General features: G+C 75.0%; 14 protein-coding genes. 3 read left to right on the plus strand and 11 right to left on the minus strand.

Going from position 1 to position 15,185, the window contains the following annotated elements; translation table 11 throughout:
• Window positions 1–79: 79 nt before the first annotated feature.
• The 5 genes from ACI79V_RS15490 to ACI79V_RS15510 all read right to left on the minus strand — a co-directional run bounded on the left by ACI79V_RS15490 (window position 80) and on the right by ACI79V_RS15510 (window position 6,884).
• Window positions 80–271, minus strand: a complete 192-nt coding sequence (locus tag ACI79V_RS15490) for a DUF6104 family protein (protein WP_075014423.1) — start codon at window positions 269–271, stop codon at window positions 80–82.
• A 16-nt stretch (window positions 272–287) separates the two neighbouring features.
• Window positions 288–4,097 carry a multifunctional oxoglutarate decarboxylase/oxoglutarate dehydrogenase thiamine pyrophosphate-binding subunit/dihydrolipoyllysine-residue succinyltransferase subunit gene (locus ACI79V_RS15495; protein ID WP_456890552.1) on the minus strand — a complete coding sequence of 1,270 codons (3,810 nt, stop codon included), beginning with the start codon at window positions 4,095–4,097 and terminating at the stop codon, window positions 288–290.
• A 181-nt stretch (window positions 4,098–4,278) separates the two neighbouring features.
• Window positions 4,279–5,088, minus strand: coding sequence for an ankyrin repeat domain-containing protein (locus tag ACI79V_RS15500; protein WP_456890553.1), 810 nt, complete (start codon window positions 5,086–5,088; stop codon window positions 4,279–4,281).
• A 45-nt stretch (window positions 5,089–5,133) separates the two neighbouring features.
• Window positions 5,134–5,901, minus strand: a complete 768-nt coding sequence (locus ACI79V_RS15505) for an ABC transporter permease (protein WP_456890554.1) — start codon at window positions 5,899–5,901, stop codon at window positions 5,134–5,136.
• Entirely contained in the window at window positions 5,898–6,884 is a 987-nt protein-coding gene (locus ACI79V_RS15510) for an ABC transporter ATP-binding protein (protein ID WP_456890555.1), read from the minus strand. Before ACI79V_RS15510 ends, ACI79V_RS15505 begins: the two co-directional genes overlap by 4 nt.
• A 274-nt stretch (window positions 6,885–7,158) precedes the next feature.
• Here ACI79V_RS15510 and ACI79V_RS15515 point away from each other — a divergent pair, with 274 nt between their 5' ends.
• A complete protein-coding gene (locus ACI79V_RS15515) occupies window positions 7,159–8,208 on the plus strand; it encodes an adenylate/guanylate cyclase domain-containing protein (protein ID WP_456890556.1) in 1,050 nt (349 codons plus the stop codon).
• 100 nt (window positions 8,209–8,308) lie between these two features.
• Window positions 8,309–9,946 carry an ABC-F family ATP-binding cassette domain-containing protein gene (locus ACI79V_RS15520; RefSeq protein ID WP_456890557.1) on the plus strand — a complete coding sequence of 546 codons (1,638 nt, stop codon included), beginning with the start codon at window positions 8,309–8,311 and terminating at the stop codon, window positions 9,944–9,946.
• Between the two features lie 4 nt (window positions 9,947–9,950).
• Here ACI79V_RS15520 and ACI79V_RS15525 read toward each other — a convergent pair whose 3' ends face one another.
• The 4 genes from ACI79V_RS15525 to ACI79V_RS15540 form a co-directional block, all read right to left on the minus strand.
• Window positions 9,951–10,664 (minus strand): alpha/beta fold hydrolase, encoded by a 714-nt coding sequence (locus tag ACI79V_RS15525; RefSeq protein WP_456890558.1) that lies wholly within the window; start codon window positions 10,662–10,664, stop codon window positions 9,951–9,953.
• A gap of 225 nt (window positions 10,665–10,889) precedes the next feature.
• Window positions 10,890–11,438 (minus strand): N-acetyltransferase family protein, encoded by a 549-nt coding sequence (locus ACI79V_RS15530; protein ID WP_456890559.1) that lies wholly within the window; start codon window positions 11,436–11,438, stop codon window positions 10,890–10,892.
• On the minus strand, window positions 11,435–12,544 hold the full coding sequence (locus tag ACI79V_RS15535; protein WP_456890560.1) for an alpha/beta fold hydrolase: 1,110 nt from the start codon (window positions 12,542–12,544) through the stop codon (window positions 11,435–11,437). The genes ACI79V_RS15530 and ACI79V_RS15535 overlap by 4 nt, the downstream gene beginning before the upstream one ends.
• Window positions 12,465–12,893 carry a hypothetical protein gene (locus tag ACI79V_RS15540; protein WP_456890561.1) on the minus strand — a complete coding sequence of 143 codons (429 nt, stop codon included), beginning with the start codon at window positions 12,891–12,893 and terminating at the stop codon, window positions 12,465–12,467. The genes ACI79V_RS15535 and ACI79V_RS15540 overlap by 80 nt, the downstream gene beginning before the upstream one ends.
• 107 nt (window positions 12,894–13,000) lie before the next feature.
• Here ACI79V_RS15540 and ACI79V_RS15545 point away from each other — a divergent pair, with 107 nt between their 5' ends.
• The gene (locus ACI79V_RS15545; protein WP_456890562.1) at window positions 13,001–13,771 is read left to right on the plus strand and encodes an SDR family NAD(P)-dependent oxidoreductase; all 771 of its coding nucleotides are present in this window, start codon (window positions 13,001–13,003) and stop codon (window positions 13,769–13,771) included.
• Between the two features lie 48 nt (window positions 13,772–13,819).
• On the opposite strand, the gene ACI79V_RS15550 is transcribed toward ACI79V_RS15545, so the two are convergent.
• Both ACI79V_RS15550 and ACI79V_RS15555 read right to left on the minus strand, forming a co-directional pair.
• On the minus strand, window positions 13,820–14,713 hold the full coding sequence (locus ACI79V_RS15550; protein WP_456890563.1) for an alpha/beta fold hydrolase: 894 nt from the start codon (window positions 14,711–14,713) through the stop codon (window positions 13,820–13,822).
• 24 nt (window positions 14,714–14,737) lie between these two features.
• Window positions 14,738–15,160 carry a hypothetical protein gene (locus ACI79V_RS15555; RefSeq protein WP_456890564.1) on the minus strand — a complete coding sequence of 141 codons (423 nt, stop codon included), beginning with the start codon at window positions 15,158–15,160 and terminating at the stop codon, window positions 14,738–14,740.
• Window positions 15,161–15,185 lie beyond the last annotated feature (25 nt).

Below are 15,185 nucleotides of genomic sequence, written 5' to 3' on the forward strand. Positions count from 1 at the left end.
GCGCGTCCTCCCTCGCGGTGGGACGTGAGGGAGGACGCGCCACGATCAGGTCACCTGATCATCGCGCGGGCAGGCGCCGTCAGTCGTCGAGGTCGTCGACGTCGTCGGTGCCGCCGCGCGCCAACCAGGTCGCCAGCCGCTCGATCGGCACCTCGAAGTCCGGGTGCTGGTCCACGAAGGCCTGCAGCTGGTCGGCCAGCCAGGCGAGGGTCACCTGCTCCCCGCCCCGCCGGTCGGCCAGCTCCTCCAGGCCCCTGTCGGTGAAGTACACGTCGTGGAGTACCCGGTCAGTCGGCGAACGCCTGGGCGACGAGCTCCTTCTGCTCGACCTCGTGCACCTTCGCCGAGCCGACGGCGGGGCTGGCCGAGGCCCGGCGGCTGACCCGGCGCAGGGTCCGGCCGCCGAGGTGCTCGGGCAGGTTGAGCGCCATGAACGACCAGGCGCCCATGTTCGCCGGCTCCTCCTGCACCCAGACCAGGTCGGTCGCGTTCGGGTACCGGTCGAGGGCCTGCCGGACCTGCTCGCCGGGCAGCGGGTACAGCTGCTCGACGCGGACGACGGCGGTGTCGGCGCGTCCCTCGGCCTCGCGCTGCGCCAGGAGGTCGTAGGCGACCTTGCCGCTGCACAGCAGCACCCGGCGCACCGCGGCGTCGTCGAGCGGCTCGCCGCCGACACCCGGGTCGGGGAGCACCGGGCGGAAGCCCTCGTCGGTGAAGTCCGCGACCGGGCTGACCGCCGCCTTGGCCCGCAGCAGCGACTTCGGCGTGAACACGACCAGCGGCCGGTGCACGTCGGAGAGCGCCTGGCGGCGCAGCAGGTGGAAGTAGTTGCCCGGCGTCGTGCAGTTGGCGACGGTGATGTTGTTCTCCGCCGAGACCTGCAGGAAGCGCTCGATGCGGCCGCTGGAGTGGTCGGGGCCCTGGCCCTCGAGGCCGTGCGGCAGCAGCAGCACCACGCCCGAGCGCTGGCCCCACTTGGCCTCGCCGGAGCTGATGTACTCGTCGATGACCATCTGCGCGCCGTTGATGAAGTCGCCGAACTGCGCCTCCCAGAGCACCAGCGCCCTCGGGTTGGCCACCGAGTAGCCGTACTCGAAGCCCAGGGCGGCGTACTCGGACAGCAGCGAGTCGTAGACGAAGAACTTCGCCTGGTCCTCGGACAGGTGGGCCAGCGGGGTGTACTCGGCGGCGGTCTCCCGGTCGATGAGGACCGCGTGCCGCTGTACGAACGTGCCCCGGCGGGAGTCCTGGCCGGCCAGCCGCACCGGGATGCCCTGCATCAGCAGCGACCCGTAGGCGAGCAGCTCGCCCATCGCCCAGTCGATGCCGCCCTCGCTCACCATCGCCGCGCGCCGCTCGAGCATCCGCTTGAGCTTGGGGTGCACGGTGAACTCGGCGGGCAGGGACACGTGCGCGTCGCCGATCGCCTTCATCACCTCGGGGGTGATGGCGGTGGCGACGGCCGTCCCCTGCTCGCCGGGCTGGTCCATGACCGGCTGCGGCTTGGGGGTCTCGCTCGCGTCGTGCGTCTCGGCGAACGCCCGCTCCAGCTGGTCGCGGTAGTCCTTCAGGGCCTCCTCGGCCTCGGCGAGGGTGATGTCGCCGCGGCCGATGAGCGCCTCGGTGTAGAGCTTCCGGACCGAGCGCTTGCGGTCGATGATCTCGTACATCAGCGGCTGGGTCATCGACGGGTCGTCGCCCTCGTTGTGCCCGCGGCGGCGGTAGCAGACGAGGTCGATGACGACGTCCTTCTTGAACGCCTGCCGGTACTCGACCGCGAGCCGGGCCATGCGGACGCACGCCTCGGGGTCGTCGCCGTTGACGTGGAAGACCGGCGCGTTGACCATCCGCGCGACGTCGGTGGAGTACAGGCTCGAGCGCGACGCCGCCGGGCTGGTGGTGAAGCCGACCTGGTTGTTGATGACGACGTGCACGGTGCCGCCGGTGCGGTAGCCGCGCAGCTGCGACAGGTTCAGCGTCTCCTGCACCACGCCCTGGCCGGCGAAGGCGGCGTCGCCGTGCAGCAGCACCGGCAGGACGGTGAAGCCCTGCTCGCCCTTGTCGATCATGTCCTGCTTGGCGCGGACGACGCCCTCGAGGACGGGGTTGACCGTCTCCAGGTGCGAGGGGTTGCTGGCCAGCGAGACGGCGATCTCCGCACCCGGCGTGAACGGGTTCTCGAAGGTGCCCTCGGCGCCGAGGTGGTACTTGACGTCGCCGGAGCCCTGGACGGTGCCGGGGTCGATGTTGCCCTCGAACTCGCCGAAGATCTTGGCGTAGCTCTTGCCGAGCACGTTGGCCAGCACGTTGAGCCGGCCGCGGTGGGCCATGCCGATCGCGACCTCGTCGAGGCCGTGGTCGGTGCCGGCGATGAGCACCTCGTCGAGCAGCGGGATGACGGATTCGCCGCCCTCGAGGCTGAACCGCTTCTGGCCGACGTACTTGGTCTGCAGGAAGGTCTCGAAGGCCTCAGCGGCGTTGAGCCGGCCGAGGATGTGCTTCTGCTTCTCCCGGTCGGGCTGCTCGTGCTTGACCTCGATGCGCTGCTGGAGCCACTCGCGCTCCTCGGGGTCGGTGATGTGCATGTACTCCACGCCGACGGTGCGGCAGTAGGAGTTGCGCAGCACGCCGAGGATGTCGCGCAGCGGCATCACCTTCTCGCCGGCGAAGCCGCCGACGGGAAAGGTCCGGTCGAGGTCCCACAGCGTCAGGCCGTGCTGGAGGATGTCGAGGTCGGGGTGGCTGCGGACCTTGAACTCGAGCGGGTCGGTGTCGGCCATGAGGTGGCCGTTGCGCCGGTAGGACTCGATGACCTCGATGACCCGGGCTTCCTTGTCGATCTGCCCCTCGCGGCTGACCCGCACGTCGGGCATCCAGCGCACCGGCTCGTAGGGGATGCGCAGCGACCGGAAGACCTCGTCGTAGAAGCCGTCCTCGCCCAGCAGCAGCTGGTGCAGGCGGCGCAGGAAGTCGCCGGACTCGGCGCCCTGGATGATCCGGTGGTCGTAGGTCGAGGTCAGCGTGATGATCTTCGAGACGCCGAGCTCGGTCAGCGCCTCGGGGCTCATCCCCTGGAACTCGGCCGGGTACTCCATGGCCCCGACGCCGATGATCGCGCCCTGGCCGGCGGTCAGCCGCGGCACCGAGTGGACGGTGCCGATCGTGCCCGGGTTGGTCAGGCTGATCGTGGTGCCCGAGAAGTCCTCGAGGGTCAGCTTGCCGGCGCGGGCCCGGCGGATGACGTCCTCGTAGGCGCCCCAGAACTGGGCGAAGTCCATCTCCTCGGCGGCCTTGATCGAGGCGACGACCAGCGAGCGGGAGCCGTCGGCCTTGGGCAGGTCGATGGCCAGGCCGAAGTTGACGTGCTCGGGCTGCACGAGGGTCGGCTTGCCGTCGACCTCGGCGAAGGCGGCGTTCATGTTCGGGAAGTCGTCCAGCGCCCGGACCAGCGCGTAGCCGATCAGGTGGGTGAAGGAGACCTTGCCGCCGCGCGAGCGCTTGAGGTGGTTGTTGACGACGATGCGGTTGTCGGCCAGCAGCTTGGCCGGCACCGCGCGCACGCTCGTCGCCGTGGGCACGGTGAGCGAGGCGTTCATGTTCTTGACGACGCTGGCGGCGGCACCGCGCAGCGGCGTCCGCTTCGGCCCGTCGCCGGCGGGGGCCTTCGCCGGCTGCGGCGCGGCCGGGGCCGGGGCGGCCTTCGCCTTCTGCTCGGCGCGGTCGGCGGCGCGGTCGACGACGGTGTCCTCGGTGCGCTCGGGCACCGGGGTCGACCGGGTGGCGGGCGCTGCCGGGGCGGCCGCCGCGGGGGCGGAGGCGGCGGCGTCGGTGGCGGCCGGGCGCGCGGCGGGCTCGGCGCCGTTGCCCGCGGCCGGCGCGGGGGCCGGGGCCGGCTTCGGCGACGGGCTCGCGGGCGCGGTCGCCACGGCCTCGGCCGGGGCGGGCGCCTGCTCACGGTCGTCGCTCGCCGCGACCGGGCTGCCCGGCCGGTAGTCGGCGAAGAACTCGTGCCACGCCTGGTCCACGCTGGACGGGTCGGCGAGGAACTGCTGGTACATCTCCTCGACCAGCCACTCGTTGGTGCCGAAGCCCGCCACCGCCGAGGAGGTACCGGTGGAGGACGGCCGGGATGAGTTGTCGCGTGACACGGGGTCGAGTGCCTTCTTCGTCGTCGGTGGACGTCTCTGGACCGGGCGTTGACTCTACGCCGGTCGGTCCCGCCCGACCTGCCGTCCGGCTCGCGCGCCGGGCCTGCCCGGGGGATCCTCGCGCGCGGGCTCAGCTGCGGGCGCCGGCGGCCACGAGCAGGTCGACGAGCGCGTCGCGGGCACCGGCCTGACCTGCGTCGTCGCGCCGGTGGCGGGCGGCGGCGACCCGGCCGATGTCGAGGGCGCTCGCGCCGTCGGAGGTGGTCGCGTCGACGTCGGCCCCGGCGGCCAGCAGGAGGCGCACGACCTCGGGCGCGTCGCCGCCCGGTCCGGCGGCCACGGCCTCGTGCAGCGGCGTGCGGCCGGTGTCGGGGTCGCGGCGGTCGACGCGGGCGCCGGCGTCGAGCAGCACGCGCACCAGGTCGGGCCGGCGCACCGCCGCGGCCGCGGCCAGCGCCCCGCCGTCGGGGTCGGCCCCGCGGTCGAGCAGCAGCCGCAGGGTGCCGGCCGCCCCACCGGCCGCGGCCACGGTGAGCAGGTCCAGCCCGGTGCCCGGGTCGGTGAGCGGCGCGCCGCCGTCGAGCTCGCCGGCCAGCCGGCCGACGTCGTCGAGGTAGGCGGCGGCGGGGGCGTCGACCGGGGCGCCGAGCTCGTCGAGGACCGGCACCAGCCCGGAGGCGTGCTCGACGGCGACGTGCAACGGCGTGCGGCCGGACTCGGTGCGCGCCCCGAGGTCGGCGCCGGCCGCGGCGAGCTCGCGGACGACGTCCTCGCGGCCGGCCGCCACGGCCAGGTGCAGGGGCGTCCAGCCGCTCTCGCCGGCCTGCTCCACGGTCCCGGCGAGCAGCCGCGGCGCGTCGGTGACGGCGGCGCGCACGGCCTCGACGTCGCCGGTCTGCACCAGGCGTGCGAGTCGCTGCACCGTCATGCGGGTGGTCATGCAGGGGTCCCTCGTCCTCGGTGTGGGGTGCGCGCCGGCCGGGGCTCAGACGACGTCGCGGCGGACGGCCAGCAGGGTGCCCAGCAGCGCCGCGACCAGGCCGTAGCCGAGCAGCAGCAGGCCGCCCTGCCACGGGTCGAGCAGCTCGGGCGCCTGGAAGTCCGACGTGACGGCCTGCACCGCGCCGCCGGGCAGCCACTTGTAGGCGCCCTGGATCGCGCCGATCGAGGAGATGATCGGCTCGACGACGTAGAGGTACACCAGCGAGCCGACGATGGCGCCGACCTGGTTGCGCAGCAGCGCGCCCACGCCGACGCCGATCACGGCGAACACGACCAGCACCAGGCCCGCGGTGCCCAGCGTGCGCAGGTTGTCCCCGTCCAGCGACGGCGCCGCCCCGCGCGCGCCGGCGTAGAGCAGCACGACGACGACGACGACGGCGAGCACCAGCAGCGCGACCGGCACCGCCGCGGCGGCGTAGGCCAGCAGCTTGGCGGCGACGACGCGGCCGCGGCGCGGGGTGGTGAGGAAGGTCGGCGTCGCCGTCCGGTGCCGGTACTCCTGGGTCATCCCGATGATCCCGAGGATGAGCAGGAAGACGCTGGCGTTGGCCGCGACGGAGAACACGACCTCCTCGTACTGCGGCGTCCCCACCGGCGGCAGGCCCGGCTGACCGCCGTCCGGCTCGGCGCCGGCCAGGCCGGTGAACAGCGCGGCGAACCCGCCGGCCATCACGCACGCGCCGATGACCAGGCCGATCCAGACGCGGGTGGTGACCAGCTTGGTCCACTCGGCGCGGACGAGCGCGCTCATCGGGCCGCTCCCTCGGTCGTGTACTGCGCGGGCCCGGCGGGGGAGCCGGCCGCGAACTGCTCCTGGCCGGCGGTGAGCCGGAAGTAGAGGTCCTCGAGGCCGGTGGTCTCGGCGCGCAGCTCGTGCAGCTCCACCCGCGCGGCGAAGGCCCGCGCGCCGACCTCGGCCGGGGTCGCGCCCTCGACGGTGACCAGGCCGTCGTCGCTGCGGGTGGCCGCCAGCCCCTCGGCGGCGAGCACCGCGGCCAGCCGGTCGGCCTCCGGGCTGCGCGCGAGCACGGTCCCCGCGCCCTGGGCGCCCGAGCGCAGCTCGGCGATCGAGCCCTGCCGCACCAGCCGGCCGGCGCCGACGATGACGACGCGGTCGGCGGTCTGCTCCATCTCGGCGAGCAGGTGGCTCGACACCAGGACGGTGCGGCCCTCGTCGTGGGCGAGGTGCCGCAGGAAGCCGCGCAGCCAGAGGATCCCCTCGGGGTCCAGGCCGTTGGCCGGCTCGTCGAGCACCAGCACGGGCGGGTCGCCGAGCAGCGCGGTGGCCAGCGCCAGCCGCTGCCGCATGCCCAGCGAGTAGCCGCCCGCCCGGCGCCGTCCCGCCGTCGCGAGCCCCACCCGCTCGAGGACCTCGTCGGCGCGGGCGACCGGGATCCCGGCGGCGCGGCAGTAGACGCGCAGGTGGTCGCGGCCGGAGCGGGCCGGGTGGAAGGCGGTCTCGAGGACCGCGCCCACGGTGCGCACCGGCTCGCGCAGCGCCGCGTAGGGGACGCCGTCGAAGGTGGCGGTGCCGGTGTCGGGGGTGATCAGGCCGAGGACCATCCGCAGCGTCGTCGTCTTGCCCGCGCCGTTGGGGCCGAGGAAGCCGGTGACCGAGCCGGGCTCCACGGTGAACCCGAGGTCGGAGACGGCGCGCACCGTGCCGAAGGTCTTGGTCAGGCCGGACACCTCGATCCGCACGGGTCGGGGTCCTGCGGTGGTGCCGCTGGCCATCGGTCCTCCTCGTCGCGCCCTGCCGCCGTCCGCACCCCCGTGCCCCGTCATCCAAGCGCACCGCCCGCCGCCGACCGAGGCCCGCGGCCTCCGGCGTGCCGCCCGACGCCCGCCGGCCACCCGGCGTCCACCCGCCGTTCGCCGCGCTCGTGACCACGGGCACACGCGCCCGCCGTCCGGTCACTACAGTGCGCTGCCGTGAGCGGCTGTCGGGCGGGAACGGTCTCCGGCGCCCCCGCCGGCCGGACGACGGGCTGAGCCGGGGCAGGTCGCCGTGCACCCCGCCGGACCCGACCCCGAGCCGATCCCGCCCGATCCCGACGTCCGGGAGGCGCTGGAGCGGCTGCTGCTCGGTGGCCCGCGCCGGCTGACCCGGCTCGAGGTCGCCGCGGCGGCCGGCATGCCCCCCGAGCGCACCCAGCGGCTGTGGCGGGCGCTGGGCTTCCCCGACGTCGCCGACGATGACCCCGCCTTCACCCTCGCCGACGTCGGGGCCCTGGCCACGGTGTCGGAGCTGATCGACTCCGGCTTCGTCGACCGCGGCAGCGAGGCGTCCATCGCCCGCGCCACCGGCCAGGCGCTGTCCCGGCTGGCCGACTGGCAGACCGACCTGCTCGCCGACGCGCTCGTCCGCCGGGCCCGGGAGCAGGCCCCCGGGACGCCGGTCGACGTCGTGGCCACCGCCGAGGCGCTGATCCCGCTGCTGAGCCGCACCCAGGACTACGTGTGGCGGCGCCACCTCGCCGCGAACGTCGACCGGGCGCTGTCCTCCGAGACGCCGGGGGACCGGCGTGAGCTGGCCGTGGGCTTCGCCGACCTGGTCGGCTACACGTCCCGCTCGCGCGGCATGGGCGGCCGCGAGCTCGGCGCGATGGTCGAGGCCTTCGAGGCGACGGCGACCGAGGTGATCGCCCGCTCGCGCGGCCGGGTGGTCAAGACCGTCGGCGACGGGGTCCTCTTCACCGCCGCCTCCGCCGTCGACGCCGTCGAGATCGGGCTGCGGCTGCCCACCGCCTGGGACGCCGGGGACCGCCCGCCGCTGCGCGTGGGCGCCGCCTACGGGGCGGTGCTCACCCGCCTGGGCGACGTCTACTCGCCGGTGGTCAACCTCGCCAGCCGGCTCACGTCGATCGCCCCGGCCGGGGCGTTGCTGGTCGACCGGGTGCTCGCCGGGCACGTGCGCGGCCTACCGCAGTACCGGGTGCGGCCCATGGAGCCGGTGGCGGTGCGCGGCTACGAGTCGGTGCAGCCCTGGCGGGTCAGCCGGCAGGCGGCGGGGGAGCCCGACGCGGCCCCGTGCGAGGGGAACCCGCACGACGGCTGACCCCGCCCGCGCTACCGTGGGCGCGTGCTGTGACTCCCGGAACCGGCAGCGCCGCTGCCGACGGCGTCCTCGATCCGACCGTCCTCCCGGGAGCACCCCCATGAGCGCCACCCTCGTCGCGCGCGGCCTGGCCGCCGGCCACGGCGCGCGCGTCCTGTTCTCCGGCCTCGACCTCGTCGTCGCCCCCGGCGACGTCGTCGGGCTGGTCGGCGTCAACGGCGCCGGCAAGTCCACGCTGCTGCGCACGCTGGCCGGTGAGCTGCCGGCCGAGTCCGGCGCGGTCACCCTCAGCCCGCCCACGGCGACCGTCGGGCACCTGCCGCAGGAGCGGGACCGCCGCGAAGGCGAGACGGTGGCCGCCGCGCTCGCCCGCCGCACCGGCGTCGCCGCCGCCCAGGCCGCTCTCGACGCCGCCACCGCCGACCTCGCCGACGGCCGTCCCGGCACCGACGACGCCTACGGCGAGGCGCTCGAGCGCTGGCTGGCCCTGGGCGGCGCCGACCTCGACGAGCGCCTCGAGCAGGTGCTGGCCGAGGTGGCGCCGGGTGTCGCGCCCGACGCTCCGATGCCCGGGCTCTCCGGCGGGCAGGCGGCCCGGGTCGGGCTGGCCGCGCTGCTGCTGTCCCGCTACGACCTGCTGCTGCTCGACGAGCCCACCAACGACCTGGACCTGGCCGGGCTCGACCAGCTCGAGCGGTTCGTCGGCGGCAACCGCGCCGGCATCGTGGTGGTCAGCCACGACCGCGAGTTCCTCGCCCGCACCGTCACCCGGGTGGTCGAGCTCGACCTGGCCCAGCAGCTGGTGCGGGTGCACGACGGCGGCTACGAGAGCTACCTCGTCGAGCGCGAGGTCGCCCGCCGGCACGCGCGCGAGGAGTACGAGGAGTACGCCGGGACGAAGGCCGAACTCGAGGCGCGGGCGCGCATGCAGCGCAACTGGCTGGCCAAGGGCGTGCGGGACGCGGTCAAGAAGCAGAAGGACCCCGACAAGTTCATCAAGGCCCACAACCGGGCCACGGCCGAGAAGCAGGGGGCCAAGGCCAAGCAGACCGAGCGGCGGATCGAGCGGCTGGAGGTCGTCGAGGAGCCCCGCAAGGAGTGGGAGCTGCGGATGAGCATCGCCGCGGCACCGCGCGCCGGGGCCGTCGTCGCCACGCTGCGCAACGCCGTCGTCCACCGGGGGGACTTCACCCTCGGGCCGGTGGGTCTGCAGGTCGACTGGGGCGACCGGGTGGCGATCACCGGACCGAACGGCTCGGGCAAGACGACCCTGCTCGGCGCGCTGCTGGGCCGGGTGCCGCTCGCGTCGGGCAGCGCCTCCCTCGGGCCGGCGGTGCGGCTGGGCGAGGTCGACCAGGCGCGCGGGCTCTTCGTCGGCGAGCGGCTGCTGCTGGAGGCCTTCGGCGCCGAGGTGCCCGACTGGCCCACCGCCGACGTGCGCACCCTGCTGGCGAAGTTCGGCCTCACCGCCGAGCACGTGACCCGCCCGGCCACCACGCTGTCGCCGGGGGAGCGCACCCGCGCCGCGCTGGCCCTGCTGCAGGCGCGCGGGGTCAACGTGCTGGTGCTCGACGAGCCGACCAACCACCTGGACCTGCCGGCCATCGAGCAGCTGGAGTCGGCGCTGGCCGCCTACCCCGGCACCCTGCTGCTGGTCACCCACGACCGCCGCATGCTCGAGGCGGTGGCGGTGACCCGGCGGTTCGCCGTCGACGCCGGCCGGGTCACGGAGGTCTGAGCCCTCAGGAGCCCACGCCGGCCGGTTCGGCGACGCCGGCGAGGACCCGGGCCAGCTCGCCGGGGACCGACAGCGCCGCCATGTGCGCCGAGGGCAGCCGCACCAGCCGCCCGGCCTGCGCGCCCATCGCCTCCTGCGCCGGGACCGGGATGCAGTTGTCGGACTCCTGGGCGCACACCACGTAGGTCGTCGGATGACCGCGTTCCGGAGCGGTGCTCGGCGCCGTGAACGCCGCGACCGACTGCAGGACGAGCCGGTCGCGGAACGCTGCTGCCTGCTCGCTGGACAGGTCGGCGCACAGCGCCTCGCGGACGGTGTCGACGTCGCGGGTCACGGCCAGCGAGCCGTCGTCGCGCGGCTCGACCCACGCCGGGAGCGCGTCCCCGCCCGCGAGGTCCAGCAGCGACTGGCCACGCTGAGGCCAGAAGGCGGCGACGTAGACGCTGTGGCGTACCCGGGGGTCGTCGGCCAGCTCGGTGATGACCATGCCGCCGTAGGAGTGCCCGACCAGCACCACCGGCTCGTCGATCCCGTCGAGGGCCTGCCGGACGCGGTCGGCGTCGGCGCGCAGGTCACCCAGCGTCCGCGGATCGGTGCCGGCGCTGGGCAGCTGGTCGACCACGGTCACCCGGTGGCCGAGGTCCCTCAGGTGGCGGGCGACGTCGTCCCACACCCAGCCGCCGCCCCAGGCACCGTGCACGAGGAGGAAGGAAGCCATCCCCGGAGGGTCCGCCGGTCCCTCCGGCACCGGGGGTCGTCCGGGCGCGGGCGGTCGCAGGCCGGGCGTGGCGCGACCCCGTGCTCGCGGGTCCTGACCGCCGGGAGTCCCGGCCCCCTCCGACAGCCGGCGGGCTCCTCAGCTGAGTCGGAGGACCTCCCTGCCCCCCACCGCTCGCGGGCTCGTGGCGGGCCCCTGCAGGGAGGCCGGGAGACGGAACCGGACTCAGCTCAGGTCCTGGCCGAGCGCCTCGTCGAGGCCGACGGTGGCCATGCCGGCCCAGGTCTCGTCGACGTGGTGGGCGAGCACCATCAGGTCGCGCAGGTTCCCCTCGCGGTCGCGGACGTGGTCGCGCAGCAGCGCCTCGCCGGTGAACCCCAGGTCGGTGAACAGGGCGAGCGCTGCGCCCTGCTCGGCGACCACCTCCACGACCAGCTTGGCCAGCCCGTCGCCGACCGCCGTCACCAGCGCCTGCCGGGCCAGCCGCCGGCCCAGGCCGGAGCCGCGCCGGGTGGGGGAGACGACCAGTCGCACCTCGCCGACGTGCGCCGACCAGCCCGGCAGCGGCCGCACGGCGACGTAGCCCGCGACCTCGTCCCCGTCGACGGCGACGAAGCGCCGCCCGCCGCCGGAGCCGTTCGCCCACGACCGGACGACGGCGGGGTCGGTGACCTCCTCCTCGATGAAGGTCAGGTCGCCCTCGGGCAGGTCCCGGAAGAAGCGCAGCAGCGCGTCGGCGTGCTCGGGGCGCAGGTCGACGACGTCCACGCTCATCCCTCCTGCCCGGCCGCCCGGGCGGGCGCGCTCTCCTCGCTGCGCGTGCGCAGGAAGCCGATGATCTCCGGCACCGTGGTCTTCGCCGCCGTCCGGCCGACCACCAGGCCCATGTGGCCGGCGGCCAGCCGCAGCTCGTGCTTGTCCTCGGAGCCCACCAGGTCGATCAAGGGCGCGGTGGCCGCCGGCGGGACGATGTGGTCGCGGTCGGCGCGGACCGTGAGGAACGGCAGCCGGATGTCGGACAGGTGCACCCGGTCCCCGCCCACGGTCAGCCGGTCGGTGACCATGCCGTTGTCCCGCACGAGCATCTGCACCGTCTCCCGCGCGGCCGCGCCGGGGAACGGGATGTGGTCGTCGGACCAGCCGGTCATCGCCTGGTAGGCCGACACGTACTCGTCGCTCCAGAGCCGCTCCCACAGGGTCACGTAGCGGGTGACCTCGGCGGTCGGGGTGAGGGTCTTGAAGCCCTGGACGACGACCCGCGGCGGCACGTTGCCGTTCTCGTCGACGACGTCGTCGACCTCCAGCCCGCCGCGGAAGACGTCGGCCATCGGGCCCATCTCGGTGAAGTCCACCGGGGTGGCGAGCACCGTCAGGCTGCGCACCGGGGCGTCGGGGTGGTGGGCGGCGTAGAGCAGCGAGAGGTCGCCGCCGAAGCAGTAGCCGAAGAGGTTGACCTCGTCGGCGCCGGAGATCTCCAGCACCCGGTCGACGGCCGCGGGGATGTAGTCGTCGACGTAGTCCTCGAGCCGGTTCTGCGCGTCGCGCTCGTCGGGCTCGCCCCAGTCGACCATGTACACGTCGAAGCCGGCGTCGAGCAGTTGCTCGATGAACGAGTTGCCCGGCGTGAGGTCGAGGATGTAGCTACGGCTGACCAGGCTGAAGACGACCAGCAGCGGCGGCGAGTACCGCACCCGGTCGCTGCGGTAGTGCCACAGCTGGGTGCGGCCGCGCTCCCAGACGACGTCCTTGGGCGTCAGCCCGACACCGGGGCGGTCGACGCCGGTGACGAGCTTGATGCCGTTACGCGCGCGGAGGGCGTTGCGCTCGACGTCGCGCCGGACGCGGTCGAGGACCGCCTGCGGACTCGGCACCGTGGCCATCGGGTCCCTCCTGGATCGGGTCGGGGATCGCGGCGGTGGCCCGCCGCTGGGTCTCCAGCTGCACGGTCAGGCGCCGCACCTCGCGGTCGAGGGCGCCGATCTGGGCCCGCAGCCGGGCGAGGTCGCTGCCGGCGGGCAGGTTGACCAGGTGCCAGGCGCGGGCGGACAGGCCACGCGCGGTGTCCCGGGCCAGGTTCTGCGCCCGCCGCAGCAGGGTCACGCCGGTGGCGAAGCCGGGCGTGCGCACGAGGCTCTCCGCGTGCGGGGTCACCCGGCGCTCCGCGGCGTCGAACGCCTGCCGCCACAGGGGCGGCCCCGGCTGGCTGCCCGGGGTCCCGGCTGGTGTCATGGCCGGCCTCCTCTCGTCCGCGGGTGCCCTACCCGCCCGCCGGGTGGCCTACCACACCCCCGGCTACCGTCCCGGGGACGGGAGCAGCAGCGAGAGGGGAGAGCGGCGTGGCGGACAGGACGATCCTGGACATGTTCCGGCTCGACGGCCGGGTGGCGATCGTGACGGGGGCCTCGTCGGGGCTGGGCGTGGTGTTCGCCCGGGCGTTGGCCCAGGCCGGTGCCGACGTCGCGCTCGGCGCCCGGCGCGAGGACCGGATGGCCGCCACGAAGGAGGCGGTCGAGGCGGCGGGCCGGCGGGCGATCACCGTGCGCACCGACGTGGCGGAGGTGGAGGACTGCCAGGCGCTGGTCGACGCCACCATGGCGGAGTTCGGCCGGGTCGACGTGCTGGTCAACAACGCCGGCATCGGCACCGCCGCGCCGGCCACCCGGGAGAAGCCCGAGGAGTTCCGCGCGGTCATCGACGTGAACCTCAACGGCTGCTACTGGATGGCGCAGGCCTGCGGCCGGGTGATGAAGCCGGGCAGCTCCATCGTGAACATCTCCAGCGTCCTCGGGCTGACCACCGCGGGACTGCCGCAGGCCGCCTACGCCGCCAGCAAGGCCGGGCTGATCGGCCTGACGCGCGACCTCGCCCAGCAGTGGACCGGCCGCAAGGGCATCCGGGTCAACGCGCTGGCGCCGGGCTTCTTCGCCTCGGAGATGACCGACCAGTACCCGGAGGGCTACCTCGACCAGCAGATGGGCCGGGTCCTCGCCGGCCGCGCCGGCGACCCGATGGAGCTGGCCGCGGCCCTGGTCTTCCTCGTCAGCGACGCCGGCGGCTACGTCACCGGGACGACGATCCCGGTGGAGGGCGGGATGCTCACCAGCTGAGCCCGGCATCCCGGGGCCCCGCCGTCGCGGCGGGGCCCCGGGTGCGGCTCAGCCCCGCTCGACCCGGTCGACCAGCGCGGCGATCCGGTCGACCAGCTGCGGCCACACCTCGCGCGGCAGGTCGTGGCCCATGCCCTCGACCACCAGCAGCTCGGCGCCGGGGATCGCCGCCGCCGTCGCCCGGCCGCCGGACACGTTCACCAGCGCGTCCTCGGCGCCGTGCACCACGAGGGTGGGGACGGCGACCCGCGCGAGGTCGGCGGTGCGGTCGGGGCTGGCCAGGATCGCGGCGAGCTGGCGGGCCACCCCCGCCGGGTTGTACGCCCGGTCGAACGACAGCCCGGCCCGCTCCCGCAGCCCGGACTCGTCGAACTCGAAGCCGGGGGAGCCGATGACGCGGTAGGTGTCGACCGCGCGCTGCACGGCGCTCTCCCGGTCGGTCGCCGGCGGGGCGAGCAGCACGCCGAGCGCGGCCTCGGCCGGTGCGCCGACCGCGGGGTCGCCGGTCGTCGACATGATCGAGGTCAGGCTGCGCACCCGGTCCGGGTGCCGGGTGGCCAGGGACTGGGCGATCATCCCGCCCATCGAGGCGCCGACGACGTGCGCGCTGTCCAGCCCGAGGGCGTCGAGGAGTCCGGCGGTGTCCTCGGCCATGTCGGCCAGGCGGTAGGCGACGCGCGAGTGGTCCCCGCCCATGACGGCGAGCACGTCGGGCGCGCCGGCGGCGTCCAGGTGGGTGGACAGCCCGATGTCGCGGTTGTCGAAGCGGACGACGTACAGGCCGCGGTCGGCCAGCATCCGGCAGAAGTCGTCGGGCCAGCCGATCATCTGCGTGGCCAGGCCCATGACCAGCAGCAGCGGTGTGTCCTCGGGCGAGCCGAAGGTCTCGTAGGCCAGCTCGACGTCGCCGGCGCGGGTGGTCTGCACCCCGGTGTGCTCCATGGCACGCACGCTAACCGGGCGCCCTCAGCGCAGCTGGAGCCGGATCAGGGACAGGCCCGACCGGCTGATCGCGTCCTGCAGCTCCTCGAGCGTCGGCGTGCGGCCCACGGTGATCCGGATGCCCATCCGGCGCTGCGCGGCCCGCCAGCCCATCTCCTCGATGAGCCGCCGGTAGACGGCGGCCACCGTTGCCGGATCGGTCACGAGCTCCGCGTGGGCCGGACGACGCCGCCCGCGGAAGGTCACCTCGATCTCGGCGCCCCCCGCGCAGTTGTGGCGCCAGCCGCTGTTGGTGAAGACGGTCGGGACGCCGTCGACGAGGTGGTAGCCGGCCGGGACGTCGTAACGCCGGCCGGTGCGCCGACCGGTGAGGTGGAGGACGAGCAGCTGGCCGCCGGCCCGGCCGCGGCGCACGAGGCGCCGCACGACGGGGTTGACCAGGCTCATGAGCGCGGTCGGGGGATGGCGGCGC

It is taken from the genome of Geodermatophilus sp. SYSU D00700, from assembly GCF_054050255.1.

Coding starts and splice junctions, on each gene's coding strand:
- ACI79V_RS15500 (WP_456890553.1), bottom strand. CDS start 5,088: ATGACCACCCGCATGACGGTGCAGCGACTCGCACGCCTGGTGCAGACC.
- ACI79V_RS15505 (WP_456890554.1), bottom strand. CDS start 5,901: ATGAGCGCGCTCGTCCGCGCCGAGTGGACCAAGCTGGTCACCACCCGC.
- ACI79V_RS15510 (WP_456890555.1), bottom strand. CDS start 6,884: ATGGCCAGCGGCACCACCGCAGGACCCCGACCCGTGCGGATCGAGGTG.
- ACI79V_RS15520 (WP_456890557.1), top strand. CDS start 8,309: ATGAGCGCCACCCTCGTCGCGCGCGGCCTGGCCGCCGGCCACGGCGCG.
- ACI79V_RS15525 (WP_456890558.1), bottom strand. CDS start 10,664: ATGGCTTCCTTCCTCCTCGTGCACGGTGCCTGGGGCGGCGGCTGGGTG.
- ACI79V_RS15530 (WP_456890559.1), bottom strand. CDS start 11,438: ATGAGCGTGGACGTCGTCGACCTGCGCCCCGAGCACGCCGACGCGCTG.
- ACI79V_RS15535 (WP_456890560.1), bottom strand. CDS start 12,544: ATGGCCACGGTGCCGAGTCCGCAGGCGGTCCTCGACCGCGTCCGGCGC.
- ACI79V_RS15540 (WP_456890561.1), bottom strand. CDS start 12,893: ATGACACCAGCCGGGACCCCGGGCAGCCAGCCGGGGCCGCCCCTGTGG.
- ACI79V_RS15550 (WP_456890563.1), bottom strand. CDS start 14,713: ATGGAGCACACCGGGGTGCAGACCACCCGCGCCGGCGACGTCGAGCTG.
- ACI79V_RS15555 (WP_456890564.1), bottom strand. CDS start 15,160: ATGAGCCTGGTCAACCCCGTCGTGCGGCGCCTCGTGCGCCGCGGCCGG.